Origin of the sequence: Legionella qingyii, assembly GCF_003990155.1 — a bacterium.
In the GTDB taxonomy this organism is placed as follows: Bacteria; Pseudomonadota; Gammaproteobacteria; order Legionellales; family Legionellaceae; genus Legionella; species Legionella qingyii.
In genome coordinates this window covers 12,762-26,421 of the sequence record NZ_RZGX01000024.1, presented here as the reverse complement: position 1 = coordinate 26,421, position 13,660 = coordinate 12,762, and the positions used below count along the sequence as shown (strand labels likewise).

The window sequence follows — 13,660 nt, the reverse complement described above, 5'->3', positions numbered from 1 at the left end:
ACCACATTTTTACCTTTTTGGGTTACTTTACACCGACTTTTCGCCAATAAATTGTTTTTAAACCCAACGCGGCGATAAATAAAATCAATAAAAAACCAACTACAAAAAAACCTAAATAGTGACGCAGTGACTGTACTGGTTCACTAACATAGGCAAGAAAAGTCACCAAATCCTGTAAATTAGTATCAAATTGTCCACCGGATAAATCATGATTCAATGTTTCTAAAATATTGGGCATGGCAACATCAGGAACAAGATGATTATTTGTACCAAATTGTCGAGAGTCATCCTTATAAAAACCATTTAGATAACTATAGAGCCATTTCGTCCCTTTCTCTCTAGCAATCAAAGATAAATCTGGTGGTACTATCCCAAACCATTGTTTTGCATCTTCTGGAGGCAAGGCGATACGAATTGGATCATTAATCGTTGCTTGGGTAAAAATCAGATTATTTTTTAATAAATCTTGATTTATTTGACCATCAAATCCTATTAACCCTAACCCCTTGGCCATATGATTATAGCGTAAATATTTTAAAGAGTGACAACCAGAACAATAATTCATAAATAGTCTAGCACCTCTTTGTAAGCTAGCCTGGTCTTGGACATCGATTTTTAGAGGATAGGTCCATCCGACCGGATTTAAAGCGACGCATCCAAACCATACAGCCAAGTAAAAAACAACTCCTTGCATCCGCATCATTGCCCTCCCAGGCGAGAAGGTACCGGGCGTGGTGCTTCAAAACGAGTATAAAAAGGCATTAATACAAAATATGCAAAATAAAATACTGTACTGACACGGGCCAAAAACAAACGCATGGGAGTTACAGGAATTGTTCCTAAATAACCCAATAGCAAAAACGCAGTGACACCGAAAAACAACATAATCCTTGAGCAATTTCCTTTATAACGCATTGAGCGAACCGGACTGCGATCAAGCCAAGGTAAAAGGAACAGGAGTAATAAAGCAGATCCCATACAGATAATTCCTAATAATTTATCCGGTACCGCCCGCAACATGGCATAAAATGGCGACATATACCACATGGGGGCAATATGATCTGGGGTAATTAACGGATTTGCGGGTACAAAATTATTATGTTCTAAAAAATACCCCCCCATTTCAGGGGCAAAAAATACAACCGCAAAAAATAAACTAAGAAAAGCAAGCACCATGACTAAGTCTTTAACAATGTAGTATGGGTGAAATGGAATTCCATCTAAAGGCTTGCCTTGTGCATCTAATTTATTTTTGATCTCAATTCCTTCTGGATTATTAGAGCCGACCTTATGTAAGGCAACAACATGCAAGAACACCAAGAAAACGAGTAAGAATGGAATGGCAATTACATGTAGTGCAAAGAAACGTTGTAGCGTAGCATTACCCACTGAGTAATCTCCTCTGAGCCAAACAACAAGGCTTTCACCAATATATGGAATAGCACTAAGCAATGAGGTGATTACTTCTGCTCCCCAATAGGACATTTGTCCCCAAGGCAATAAATAACCAAAAAATGCACCAGCCAAAAGTAAAATATATAAACACATTCCCAAAAGCCAAATCAACTCACGTGGTTTTTGATATGAGCCATAAAGTAAGCCACGGAACATATGTAAATAAATAACAATAAAAAAAGCAGATGCGCCAGTTGAATGCATATAACGCAGTAACCAGCCAAAATTTACATCGCGCATTATGTATTCTAAAGATGCAAAAGCCTGCTCAGCGCTTGGAGTATAAAACATGGTAAGCCACAAACCAGTAATCAATTGATTGATTAAAACGACAAGCGCTAGTGAACCAAAGAAGTACAAAAAATTTAAATTCTTAGGAAGATAATAGGCACTGAAATAATTTTTCCAGGTGCTCATCAAAGGAAAACGCTCATCGAGCCATTTGAGGAGTCTATTCATTTAATCAAGCCTTATCTGTTATCAATCGTACATTTTAGCCTAGGTGCAGCGAAGCGAAACCCGGGGAAACCCTATTGTTTATTATCCCGGGTTTCACTTCGCTGCACCCGGATTACAGATTATGTAGGCATAGAATTTATGCCTTGTCCTCGCCAATAACAAGAGTATGCTGATCGATAAAATAATATGGTGGTACTTCCATATTAATTGGCGCAGGGACATCTTTAAAAACCCTGCCAGAAAGATCAAAAGCAGAACCATGACAAGGGCAGAAAAAACCACCTGGCCAGTCAGGCCCTAAATCACCTAGATTGGGTTTGTATTTTGGAGAACAACCCAGGTGCGTACAAATCCCTATAAGAACCAAGTATTCTGGATTAATTGAACGAAACTCATTTTTTGCATAGGAAGGCTGCTGCCTCGTCACAGAATTGGGATCACGCAATCTTGAAGAATCTATAGTCAAACGCTGCAACATTTCTTTGGTTCGTCTAATTATCCATACTGGTTTTCCACGCCATTCAACAACCGCCTGCTCCCCAGGCTCGAGTTTACTTAAATCGACGTGTACAGGCGCACTTTCAGCTTGAGCTTTAGCGCTAGGTAACCAAGAAGCAACAAAGGGAGTTAAAGCACATAAAGCACCTATGCCTCCTAATACACATGTTGTAGTTAACAAAAATTGGCGACGACCTTCATCTACAAGATCGTTTTTCTCTTGCTCGCGATCAGGATCAGTATTTTCATTCACCATATCATTTGCTTATGTAATGTTATAGCCTGGATGTAACAAAGCGGAACCCGGGGTCGCAAGGCAGTATGGATTCCCCGGGCTCCGCTGGCTGCACCTAGGTTACAAACTACTCCTACCCCAAACATGCAAAATAAAAAACCCCGCAAAAGCGGGGTTCGTTAACCAATAAACGATTAACGTTTTGAGTATTGAGTTGCACGACGTGCTTTGTGCAAGCCCACTTTCTTTCTTTCAACACGACGTGAATCACGAGTTAATAAACCACGTGCACGTAATCTTCTACGAACAGAATTTGGACTAGGCTCAGCATCTTCTGCTAATCCTGCTTCATCGTACGCAACTAATGCTCTTGCAATACCTAAACGTACAGCACCTGCCTGGCCAGAAACTCCACCGCCAGATACTGTAATGTAAGCATCAAATTTATCAACAAGGTCAACGGTTTCTAGTGGCTGCATCACAACCATGCAAGAAGTTTCACGGCAGAAATATTCCTGTAAAGTACGGCCATTTACTTTGATCTCGCCTTTACCTGGACGTAAAAACACACGAGCTGTTGAACTTTTTCTACGGCCTGTGCCGTAGTATTGCTTCACTTCAGCCATAATACTTATTCCTCAATATCAAGTTGCTTGGGTTGCTGTGCAGTATGTGGATGCTCGTTGCCTGCATATACTTTTAGCTTACGATACATCTCTCTACCTAAAGGATTTTTTGGTAACATGCCTTTAACAGCAAGTTCGATAATTCTAACAGGATTTCTAGCCTGTAATTTTTCGAAACTATCTGATTTTATTCCACCAGGATATCCGGTATGACGATAGTACATCTTGTTGGTAAATTTACGGCCGGTCACAATAACCTTTTCCGCATTAGTCACTACGATGTAATCGCCAGTATCAACATGGGGGGTATACTCAGCTTTATGCTTGCCACGTAAACGACGAGCAATCTCACTTGCTAAGCGACCCAAAACTTTGTCGCTGGCATCAACCACTAACCAGTCACGTTTGACTTCATGGCTTTTGGCACTAAATGTCTTCATTAAATGAACTCCGAACCGCCTAAATTGGTAATCTTCTATCATGGACGGGCGATTTTAACCAAAACAGAAACATCCTACAAGTAAAAAAGGATAAAAATTTATATACAATTATTAAATCCGCATAAATATAACAAATTTCAAACAAGAATCACAATAATTTTTTGTTCTATTGTGTAGTCTGGGCGAAGTAAAACGGCACTGCCAGTAAATTAATAGTAGTTCGATAATGCAAAACCTGAGAAATTCAAGCATTTCATAATTTTAATTTTGGGTTCTGCTTCACTACATCCAGGCTACACTTGATATATTGTTCATTCCCGGTCAATTAATAACTGCTCGACAATATTGCCAGAAATTAAATGCTTTTCAATGATTTCATCAATATCAGCAAAAGACGCATAAGTGTACCACACGCCTTCAGGGTAAATTACAATACATGGGCCAGAACTGCAACGCCCGAGACAACCTGATTTACTTACACGAACTTTACCTGGACCATGCATTTCCAGTTCCAGAAGTCGTGATTTCATATAATCAAAATAAGGCTCACCACCAGCATTGGCGCAGCATTGTTTGCCTGCCGCCTTTTGATTGGTGCAGATGAGAACATGTTTATTGTAATAAGCCAATGGACTACTTTCCTATAGATTCAATTTTTGTTTTTAACTTTAAACCGGGTTTAAAGGTTACAACTCTCCTGGCTACAACCGGAATTTCCTCTCCGGTTTTGGGGTTCCTACCGGGCCTTTGTGGCTTATCCCTTAGTGTAAAATTACCAAATCCTGATAATTTTACGTGATACCCATGCTCAAGAGCATGCCGCAACTCTTCAAAAAAATTCTCGACCATTTCCTTTGATGCAGGTTTGGACAGATTTAATTCATCACACAGGGTTTCTGCCATTATTGCTTTGCTTAGTGCATTCACGATTATTCCCTCAATATGATTGAAAATTTATTTTCTAACATGTTGATTATAGCACTAATTAAAGAGTTTATCTCTGTATCGACTAAAGTACGATTTTCATCTTGTAACGTCATAGCAACGGCAAGGCTTTTTTTTCCTTGAGGAATCCCTTCCCCTGTGTACACATCAAATACATCAAAAGATTTTAACCAGCTTTCTTTTATGGTTTCTCGGACCGCTGATTCAATCAGCATGACGCTGATGTCCGCATCGACCAAGAATGACAAATCACGACGAATTTGCGGGTATTTTGAAATGGTTTTATAGCGTGGCGCTTCATGGCCAATTAATGCCGCTAAATTGATTTCAAAGAGCAAAACATCCTCTTGTAAATCTAATGCATCTGCCAAACGTGGGTGTAACATCCCCATCCATCCGGCGAATACCCCATCGATATTGATTTGAGCTGATTGTCCAGGATGTAATGCATCATGCACAGCAGCTACGAATTCGACTTGTTTTAATTTAAGTGACGCAAATAAAGATTGAAGATCACCTTTTAAATCAAAAAAATCAAAAACCCGAGTAGGCTCACTCCAATTGACACTACCTTGTTCTCCCATCAACAAGCCTGCAATACAAGGACGCTCTACAAGTTGTTCCTTGTTCAAATCAAAAACGACACCTATTTCGAAAAATTTAACTGCATTTTGCTGGCGGTGAACATTATAAATCATTGATGCAATCAATCCTGGCCACATCCCGGCACGCATTTGTGATAATTCCGAAGAAATTGGATTAAGCAATTGCATAAATTCTTTGTGTGGATAAAGTTCACGTTGTAATTCAGGATCAACAAAACTGTAACTTATCGTTTCATGATACCCTCTGTTACTGAACCAGTGTGAAAGCTTCGCTGCTATTTCTTCATTACCACATGTTGTTCCTGCCTGCACTAATGTTGTGGTAGGTTGAGCATGCAAATTATCATATCCATAAAGACGGATGATTTCTTCAACTAAATCGACATCATGTTGAATATCAAAACGATGAGAAGGAATAGTGACATCAAGAAAATTATGGTGCTCTTTTCCTACTACGACACCAAGCCCTTCTAATAATGTTTTCATCTCTTGCAGTGAAATACTAAGCCCAGTTAATTTTTTCACTTTATCGGTATCAAAAGTAAAGTTCACCGTTTCTGGTAAATATTTGTTATCATCAGCTTCAATAACTGGCCCTACTTCTCCACCTGCAATTTCTAAAATTAATGCTGTAGCTCGTTCAAGAGCTTTCATTTGCAAGCATGGATCGACGCCGCGTTCATAACGTTGAGATGAATCACTGAACAAACCAAATTTTCTTGCTACTCCGGCAATAACAATCGGATTAAAATAGGCACTTTCTAAGAATACGTTTTGGGTATGTGCTTGTACCGAACTTGCTTCTCCACCCATGATACCAGCCATTGCCAAAGGTTTCTCTTTGTCTGCAATAACCAATACTTTTTCATTTAATGTTAATTCTTGACCATCAAGCAACGTTAACTGTTCTTGACTATTACTAAAGCGTACATTTATTTCACCTTTGATTGTTGCTAAATCAAAAGCATGCATAGGCTGGCCTAATTCAATCATTACATAATTCATAACATCCACAATCGGATGCAAAGTACGAATACCGCTGCGACGTAAGCGCTCACTCATCCATAAAGGGGTAGTTGCTTTAGGATTTATATTACGAATTACTCGACCACAGTATCGCGGACAAGCCTCAGGACTTTTTAACTGTATTGGTAATACATCATCGATACTGGGCGTCAGTTCAGGAATTGATTTTTCTAATAAGGGCAATTTGTTTAACACGGCTACTTCGCGAGCGATACCTAAAACGCTAAAACAATCAGCTCGGTTGGGAGTTAAATCTATATCAAAAATATGATCATCCAGAGTCAAATATTCGCACAGATCCATACCCACAGGCGCATCACTTTCCAATTCCATGATGCCTTCAGATTGCTCTGCCATACCTAGCTCGGTGACCGAACAGAGCATACCTTGAGATAATTCGCCACGCAATTTGGATTCTTTGATATTAAAACCTCCCGGCAGGCGTGCACCAATCATAGCCAAAGCTACTTTTAATCCAGCTCTTACATTGGAAGCACCGCAAACAATTTGCAGCGGTTTATCCATGTTTGCATTGACTTCACAAACAGTTAATTTATCTGCATTGGGATGAGGTTTGGTACTAAGAACTTCAGCAACGATTACATGAGTAAACTCTCCTGCTACTGGACTCACCGCATCTACTTCCAGGCCAGCCATAGTCAGTTGACTTGCTAATTCTTGTTCAGTTAATGAGTAATTTACCCATTCACGTAACCATAATTTACTTAATTTCATTTATAGTCCTTACCACCTGATTAAACTTTTTATTAGGTTCGCAGAGCTTCACTCGGATACCGAACCATAATACTGAAAACAACAGATCAACAGTGCAAAATATCTTAAAATTGATTTAAAAAAGTAAGATCATTTTCAAACATCATCCGTAAGTCATCTATTCCATAATACAACATTGCTAATCTATCCAACCCCATGCCAAACGCCCAACCTTGATATTCATCAGGGGAAATATTCACGGCCTTAAGTACATTAGGATGCACCATGCCACAGCCTAAAACCTCAAGCCATCCAGTAAACTTACAAGAACGACATCCTTTACCACTGCATTGGGTACATTCAATATCAACTTCTGCAGATGGCTCAGTGAACGGGAAATAGGAGGGTCTAAACCGCAATGCCAATTTTCGACCGAAGAAATCTGCGAATAAATCTTGGAGCAAGCCTTTTAAACTGGCTAAAGTAGCCTGCTTGTCAATTAACAACCCCTCAACTTGATGGAACATAGGTGTATGGGTTAAATCTGAATCGCAACGATAGACACGCCCTGGAGCAATTAAACGAAAAGGAGGTTTACGTTGTTCCATAGCACGAATTTGTACTGGAGACGTATGCGTTCTCAATAAACGACCATCACCAAAATAAAAGGTATCATGCATTGCACGTGCTGGATGATGTCCAGGAATATTCAACGCTTCGAAATTATAAAATTCAGTTTCTATTTCCGGGCCGTCAACAATGTCAAAACCCATACGACTAAAAAACTCATTAATTCTATGTTTTACTTGAGTTACAGGGTGCAATGAACCACCCTCTTTCTTCCGTCCTGGAAGAGTCACATCAATACGTTCTGCTGAAAGTTTTTCTAGTAATTGCTTTTCTTTGAGTTCAAGCATTTTTGTTTCAATCAATGCACTGATTTCACGTTTTGCCTGATTTACTAATTGACCTACTTTAGGTTTGTCTTCGGCGGATAAGTGAGCAAGTCCTTTTAAAATTTCAGTCAGCTTGCCCTTCTTGCCTAGAAAATCAACGCGAATTGATTCTAATTCAGATACATCTTGTGCATTGTTAATTGCTTCAGAAGCCTGCTCTTGTATGGTGATGATATCCTGCATAATTATACCCACAAGTAAAAAGGAGGCCGCAGCCTCCTTAAAATAAATTTCATCTTTAAGCTAGTGTTCTTAAACTAACGTGTAGCCTGGCTGCAAGTTAGTGGAACCGGGCTACAATAATTATCGATACTTTATAAAGATTATTTTGCTAATGCAGCTTTAGCTTGTTCAGCAATTGCAGCAAAAGCTATTTTGTCATGAACAGCTAGATCAGCCAATACTTTTCTATCCAGATCAATTGATGCTTTTTTCAACCCATCAATTAAACGGCTGTATGATAATCCGCACTCACGAGCTTGTGCATTAATACGCGTAATCCACAATGCACGAAATTGACGTTTTTTCTGACGTCGATCGCGATAAGCATATTGACCCGCTTTGATTACTGCTTGTTTTGCCATGCGGTAGGTTCGGCTACGGGCTCCGTAATAACCTTTTGCTTGGTCTAAAACTTTCTTGTGACGCGCTTTCGCTGTCACACCACGTTTAACTCTTGGCATTCTTCATTCCCCCCTTAACTACCGTGCAACATGCGTTCTGCCAAACGTGCATCGCATGGCTTTAAAGTACCAGCCTCTACACGCAAATGACGCTTTGCCTTAGTAGACTTTTTGGTGAGGATATGGTTTCTATAAGCGCCACGACGTTTAATCGCGCCACTTGCTGTCTTACGGAAGCGTTTAGACGCTCCGCGATGTGACTTTAACTTCGGCATAACAATGTACTCCGCATTTGATTTCAGCTACTTGGTTTTTTTGGGTGATAAAACCATCAGTAATTGTCTTCCTTCGCGTTTTGCTTGCTGTTCTACAACAGCAAATTCAGCGGTATCTTGCTGTAAACGCTCAAGAATCTTCATACCCAGTTCTTGATGAGCCATTTCACGACCACGAAAACGCAGCGTAATTTTGACTTTATCACCATGATTTAGGAAACGGATCAGGTTGCGTAGCTTGACCTGATAATCCCCATCTTCCGTCGTAGGACGGAATTTCAATTCTTTGACCTGAATTTGCTTTTGCTTTTTCTTTGCTTCAGCTTGTTTTTTACTCAGTTCAAAGAGAAACTTGCCATAATCCATGATCCGGCATACTGGAGGTTTGGCTGTAGGCGATATTTCAACCAGATCCAAGCCACCTTCTTCCGCTGCACGCAGGGCTTCACGTGTTGAGACAATTCCTGCCTGATTACCATCGACATCAATTAAGCGTACCTCAGGTACATTGATCTGTTCATTAATTCGTGCGCGATCATTTTCACGCTTAGTTGGTGCACTAATGGTTTAACCCCCCCTGCTTGTTAATTAGGAATTGATCCTTTCCGAGCAATTTCTTGCGCCAAGGTATCACAAATTGTATCTATTGTCATCACACCCAAGTCTGTTCCTTCGCGAGAACGCACTGCGACTTGGTTTGATTCAACTTCTTTATCCCCTATCACTAAGAGATAAGGTACTTTTTGTAAAGTATGTTCACGAATTTTAAAGCCAATTTTCTCATTTCTCAAGTCATAGTTGGCCCGAATACCTCTTTTTTGCAAAATTTGAGTTACCTTTTGGGCATACTCATTCTGTTTTTCACTAATTGTGAGCACAATCGCTTGTACAGGGGACAACCATAAGGGAAACTTCCCTGCGTAATGTTCTATCAAAATCCCCATAAAACGCTCAAAAGAGCCTAAAATTGCACGATGCAACATAACAGGAATTTGTTTGCTACCATCTTCAGCAACATATGAAGCATCCAAACGACCCGGCATCGAAAAATCAACTTGTATGGTTCCACACTGCCAAATTCTGCCTAAACAATCAGCCAAAGAGCACTCAATTTTAGGTCCATAGAAAGCACCTTCACCTGGCGCATCAACCCATTCTATATTGCGATCTTTCATTGCTTGTTTTAAAGCAGCCTCTGCTTTATCCCATACATCATCACTACCAACTCGTTTTTCAGGACGTAATGCCAATCGATATTTAATTTCTTTAAAACCAAAATCAGCATATACGGATTGAACCAATTCGAGCATCATCGCTACTTCTGATTGGATTTGATCTTCAGTACAAAAGATATGAGCATCGTCTTGAACCATATTACGGACACGCATCAAACCATGCAATGCACCAGAGGGTTCACAACGATGACAATTACCAAACTCAGACAATCTTAATGGCAAATCTCTATAACTTTTTAAACCTTGATTGAATACTTGCACATGGCATGGGCAATTCATAGGCTTAACAGCATAGTGACGATTTTCAGTTTCGGTAACGAACATTTCATCTCTAAAATTAGCCCAATGACCTGATTTTTCCCAAAGAATCCTATCAACTAATTGAGGGGTCTTAATTTCTTGATAACCAAAATCAACCAGACGATGACGCATATAGCGTTCAAGCTCTTGATAAATTGTCCAACCTTTGGGATGCCAAAATACCATTCCAGGAGCAATATCCTGGAAATGGAATAACTCTAAGCTCTTGCCTAATTTACGATGATCGCGTTTTTCAGCTTCCTCAAGACGGAATAAATAGTCGGTTAAGGATTTTTTATCAGCCCAGGCAGTACCATAAATGCGTTGCAACATTTCGTTATTGGAGTCACCACGCCAGTAAGCACCTGCTAATTTAGTCAGCTTAAATGCCTTTAAAAATCCCGTGGAAGGAACATGAGGACCACGGCAAAGATCTTCAAAATCGCCTTGCTTGTACAAAGACAACACTTCATCTTTAGGAATATCAGCAATAATCTTGGCTTTGTATTCCTCGCCAATACCCTTGAAATATTTAATTGCCTCGTCACGGGGTAACTCTCTACGTGTTACGGGGTAATTCGCTTTGGCTAATTCCATCATTTTCGCTTCGATTGACTCTAAATCTTCTGGCGTAAAAGGTCTTTGAAAGGCGAAGTCATAATAAAAGCCATCTTCGATAACAGGGCCTATAGTCACCTGCGCTGTTGGAAAAAGACTTTTAACTGCTTGCGCTAATAAGTGCGCTGTAGAGTGGCGAATCACTTCAAGGCTTTCATCTTGTTTTTCTGTAAGGATGACTAATGCACAATCATTCTCAATAAGGAAAGAAGTATCGACTAAGCGATCATTGATGCGGCCTGCTATAGCCGCTTTAGCTAACCCAGGACTTATGCTATGAGCTACATCATAAACAGTTAAAGGCGCTTCAAAATGTTTTATACTTCCATCCGGCAATTTAATGTTTGGCATAATTTTATCCGTAAGCACTTCTTTTCAAAAAAAAACCCTGCATGGCAGGGCTTAAACCTTAATTTAAAAGGAGTCAATCTTAAGCATCATCCCAAATGAAAGCGGGGCTCCTGGAATACGATTTAGTTGCATGGTAGGCACGAGTGGGATCGAACCACCGACCACCACCATGTCAAGGTGGTGCTCTACCACTGAGCTACGTGCCTATAAAACGACCTGCATACCCAATGTGGGGAAGTATATAATAAGGTTATATTACAAAGCAATCATTTACCTAGAAAAAACGGATGAATCTATCGTGATCGAGTTAAAATTGCACAATGGCCTTTCCAAGCTACATTTTCAGGACTTACGAAAAATCTCAAGGTCGAGGCAAAAAATGTTTTTAATGAGGGAGTTTAGATAGACTAAATGACCGAATTAAAAACATTTTTTAACAAAGAGATTGGGGTTTTTCGTAAGTCCTGATTTTATTTTTAAGAGAATGACAGTTTACGTCCATATAAAGGCACTTGTAAGTATGTTGTAAGCCCCTGTTTGATATTTTTAAAGGGTCATAGATAGGCTCAAATGGAGGGGAACCATTCAAGCCATGATATTGCGAGGTAAACTGCTACGAGTCATACCACTTTTTCTCGATTGGACTATACTGTGATATTTGTTCCATCGTACATCACTGTTCCTTTTGGGGCTGATAACCTTTCCATAGGTTTCTCTGGCATTATACTTCGTTTGCCATTTTTGTCAACAATCGGTTTCCATTAGAAACCAATGGTTTCGCATATTATAATATTTTGCATGTTTCGTTTCTATTGATTATAATTTATTTACTCTTAAATTGGAGCTCTATACACCATGGAAAAAATCAACCTGGCAAAGCAGTTCGCTGATCGCCTGCGTGATGCCATGATCGCGGCAGGATTTAATTCACAACGATCTACTTCGGGAGTTTGCATTCATAAATTGTCGGAAATTACCGGCTATTCGTTACAAATATGCCGCAAGTATCTTCGCGGCGAAGCCATTCCTGATCCTGTTAAACTGATAGAAATCGCAGCGAAACTTCATGTTTCACCAGGGTGGTTGTTATTTGGCGGCTCTCATAATGACCAAGGAATTGCCCAAGAAAAAGTATGCATTAGTAAAAATTTACTTCACTATATTTTTACTAAAGCTTCCTGTCTTTATAATGAAATGCTTCCAGAACAAGAAATACCCAATTTTTTAATTGAATTAATCAATGATGTCAGCCTAATTAATGCAGACGAAGAACAGTCTAAAAAAATTATTGATCTAGCTTTGGCTTCGCTCAAACATTTTAGTCATTCACACCAAACATAATAAAACGGCTCTTTATAAGAGAGTCAGAAAGACATAATGACCGTCATCGGCAATTCATGTTTAAAGATAGGGTAATTTAACAATTAATAACCATTCGAACCTGACTCATCAAGCCTTTGGCAGCGGCATCTTTATTTATTGATATAGAGCCAAAAATCAAAATTTGTTTGATAATACACATTTTGCAAAAGAACTCCTTTCTATATATTTCGCCATTTGGCCCAATAGTGATATCATTGCATTTTAAAAACACACTGAGTTTATATGTTACTCCATTGTCTTTTCATCATTGGTATTTGTGTTGAAGCAATCACTGGCGCCTTAGCGGCTGGTCGTAAAAAAATGGATTTCTTTGGAGTTATGTTGATTGCAAGCATTGCTGCATTAGGTGGTGGCACTGTACGAGATGCCCTATTTAACACGTACCCTCTAACTTGGGTTATTCATCCTGAATATTTATTATACACATCAGTATGTGCATTCCTGACTATATTTATTGCACATTCATTGATTCGAATCATGAAAATATTTTTAATCCTCGACGCATTGGGATTGTCTACATTTGTGATTATTGGTACTCAAAAAGTACTCAACCATGGTTTATCACCCAGCATTGCCGTCATTAGTGGCATGATTACCGGTATTTGTGGTGGTATGTTACGTGATATTCTATGCAACGACATTCCTTTGGTATTAAGAAAAGAACTTTACGCAGTAATTGCTTTGGCAGGTGCGGTACTGTTTACCACCCTTCACTATTTTGAGATTTCAGAAAATCTCAATGTGATTATTACACTAATCAGTATTTTTAGTGCTCGACTTATAGCCATTTTTTTCCACATTGAAATACCGATATTTGACTATTCAGAAAGTATCAAAAAACGGAAGCGAAAATCGTAGGACAAACAGAACTGTAGAAATATAGCCTGGGTGAGGCGAAATGAGGGAAAAACCGTTA

Annotated in this window: 15 protein-coding genes and 1 tRNA gene; 2 read left to right on the top strand and 14 right to left on the bottom strand. The window is 39.4% G+C overall.

Annotation, left to right across the window (positions count from 1 at the left end; genetic code table 11):
• Positions 1-22: 22 nt before the first annotated feature.
• The 14 genes from ELY20_RS14865 to ELY20_RS14800 all read right to left on the bottom strand — a co-directional run bounded on the left by ELY20_RS14865 (position 23) and on the right by ELY20_RS14800 (position 11,567).
• Positions 23-700: a cytochrome c1 gene (locus ELY20_RS14865; protein WP_110143586.1), complete on the bottom strand. Its 678-nt coding sequence runs from the start codon at positions 698-700 to the stop codon at positions 23-25.
• Positions 700-1,914 carry a cytochrome b gene (locus ELY20_RS14860; protein WP_110143587.1) on the bottom strand — a complete coding sequence of 405 codons (1,215 nt, stop codon included), beginning with the start codon at positions 1,912-1,914 and terminating at the stop codon, positions 700-702. The genes ELY20_RS14865 and ELY20_RS14860 overlap by 1 nt, the downstream gene beginning before the upstream one ends.
• 136 nt (positions 1,915-2,050) lie before the next feature.
• Positions 2,051-2,668, bottom strand: coding sequence for a ubiquinol-cytochrome c reductase iron-sulfur subunit (petA, locus tag ELY20_RS14855; protein ID WP_110143588.1), 618 nt, complete (start codon positions 2,666-2,668; stop codon positions 2,051-2,053).
• Positions 2,669-2,841: 173 nt separating this feature from the next.
• Positions 2,842-3,273 (bottom strand): 30S ribosomal protein S9, encoded by a 432-nt coding sequence (gene rpsI / locus ELY20_RS14850; RefSeq protein ID WP_110143589.1) that lies wholly within the window; start codon positions 3,271-3,273, stop codon positions 2,842-2,844.
• A gap of 5 nt (positions 3,274-3,278) precedes the next feature.
• Positions 3,279-3,713 carry a 50S ribosomal protein L13 gene (gene rplM, locus ELY20_RS14845; protein ID WP_028380713.1) on the bottom strand — a complete coding sequence of 145 codons (435 nt, stop codon included), beginning with the start codon at positions 3,711-3,713 and terminating at the stop codon, positions 3,279-3,281.
• A 311-nt stretch (positions 3,714-4,024) separates the two neighbouring features.
• A complete protein-coding gene (locus tag ELY20_RS14840; protein WP_110143590.1) occupies positions 4,025-4,342 on the bottom strand; it encodes a (2Fe-2S) ferredoxin domain-containing protein in 318 nt (105 codons plus the stop codon).
• A gap of 4 nt (positions 4,343-4,346) precedes the next feature.
• Positions 4,347-4,640 carry an integration host factor subunit alpha gene (locus ELY20_RS14835; RefSeq protein ID WP_165831631.1) on the bottom strand — a complete coding sequence of 98 codons (294 nt, stop codon included), beginning with the start codon at positions 4,638-4,640 and terminating at the stop codon, positions 4,347-4,349.
• A 2-nt stretch (positions 4,641-4,642) separates the two neighbouring features.
• Positions 4,643-7,024, bottom strand: coding sequence for a phenylalanine--tRNA ligase subunit beta (gene pheT, locus ELY20_RS14830; RefSeq protein WP_110143592.1), 2,382 nt, complete (start codon positions 7,022-7,024; stop codon positions 4,643-4,645).
• A gap of 104 nt (positions 7,025-7,128) precedes the next feature.
• Positions 7,129-8,142, bottom strand: a complete 1,014-nt coding sequence (gene pheS / locus ELY20_RS14825; protein WP_110143593.1) for a phenylalanine--tRNA ligase subunit alpha — start codon at positions 8,140-8,142, stop codon at positions 7,129-7,131.
• Positions 8,143-8,282: 140 nt separating this feature from the next.
• A complete protein-coding gene (rplT, locus tag ELY20_RS14820; protein WP_058468783.1) occupies positions 8,283-8,642 on the bottom strand; it encodes a 50S ribosomal protein L20 in 360 nt (119 codons plus the stop codon).
• A 14-nt stretch (positions 8,643-8,656) separates the two neighbouring features.
• Complete coding sequence (gene rpmI, locus ELY20_RS14815) at positions 8,657-8,857, bottom strand: 50S ribosomal protein L35 (RefSeq protein WP_019234612.1); 201 nt, start codon at positions 8,855-8,857, stop codon at positions 8,657-8,659.
• 27 nt (positions 8,858-8,884) lie between these two features.
• A complete protein-coding gene (gene infC / locus ELY20_RS14810) occupies positions 8,885-9,421 on the bottom strand; it encodes a translation initiation factor IF-3 (RefSeq protein ID WP_110143594.1) in 537 nt (178 codons plus the stop codon).
• Positions 9,422-9,441: 20 nt separating this feature from the next.
• Positions 9,442-11,361, bottom strand: a complete 1,920-nt coding sequence (thrS, locus tag ELY20_RS14805) for a threonine--tRNA ligase (protein WP_110143595.1) — start codon at positions 11,359-11,361, stop codon at positions 9,442-9,444.
• 131 nt (positions 11,362-11,492) lie between these two features.
• Positions 11,493-11,567: transfer RNA gene (locus ELY20_RS14800), tRNA-Val, on the bottom strand.
• A gap of 649 nt (positions 11,568-12,216) precedes the next feature.
• Between ELY20_RS14800 and ELY20_RS14795 the strand changes: the two genes are divergently transcribed.
• On the top strand, positions 12,217-12,702 hold the full coding sequence (locus ELY20_RS14795) for a helix-turn-helix domain-containing protein (protein WP_110143596.1): 486 nt from the start codon (positions 12,217-12,219) through the stop codon (positions 12,700-12,702).
• 264 nt (positions 12,703-12,966) lie between these two features.
• Positions 12,967-13,602: a trimeric intracellular cation channel family protein gene (locus tag ELY20_RS14790; protein ID WP_110143597.1), complete on the top strand. Its 636-nt coding sequence runs from the start codon at positions 12,967-12,969 to the stop codon at positions 13,600-13,602.
• Positions 13,603-13,660 lie beyond the last annotated feature (58 nt).

Excerpts from the sequence above, each read along its gene's own strand:
- rpsI (WP_110143589.1), bottom strand. The coding sequence starts at position 3,273 with ATGGCTGAAGTGAAGCAATACTACGGCACAGGCCGTAGAAAAAGTTCA.
- rpmI (WP_019234612.1), bottom strand. The coding sequence starts at position 8,857 with ATGCCGAAGTTAAAGTCACATCGCGGAGCGTCTAAACGCTTCCGTAAG.
- ELY20_RS14790 (WP_110143597.1), top strand. The coding sequence starts at position 12,967 with ATGTTACTCCATTGTCTTTTCATCATTGGTATTTGTGTTGAAGCAATC.
- ELY20_RS14795 (WP_110143596.1), top strand. The coding sequence starts at position 12,217 with ATGGAAAAAATCAACCTGGCAAAGCAGTTCGCTGATCGCCTGCGTGAT.
- ELY20_RS14865 (WP_110143586.1), bottom strand. The coding sequence starts at position 700 with ATGCGGATGCAAGGAGTTGTTTTTTACTTGGCTGTATGGTTTGGATGC.
- rplM (WP_028380713.1), bottom strand. The coding sequence starts at position 3,713 with ATGAAGACATTTAGTGCCAAAAGCCATGAAGTCAAACGTGACTGGTTA.
- pheT (WP_110143592.1), bottom strand. The coding sequence starts at position 7,024 with ATGAAATTAAGTAAATTATGGTTACGTGAATGGGTAAATTACTCATTA.
- petA (WP_110143588.1), bottom strand. The coding sequence starts at position 2,668 with ATGGTGAATGAAAATACTGATCCTGATCGCGAGCAAGAGAAAAACGAT.
- thrS (WP_110143595.1), bottom strand. The coding sequence starts at position 11,361 with ATGCCAAACATTAAATTGCCGGATGGAAGTATAAAACATTTTGAAGCG.
- pheS (WP_110143593.1), bottom strand. The coding sequence starts at position 8,142 with ATGCAGGATATCATCACCATACAAGAGCAGGCTTCTGAAGCAATTAAC.
- rplT (WP_058468783.1), bottom strand. The coding sequence starts at position 8,642 with ATGCCAAGAGTTAAACGTGGTGTGACAGCGAAAGCGCGTCACAAGAAA.
- ELY20_RS14860 (WP_110143587.1), bottom strand. The coding sequence starts at position 1,914 with ATGAATAGACTCCTCAAATGGCTCGATGAGCGTTTTCCTTTGATGAGC.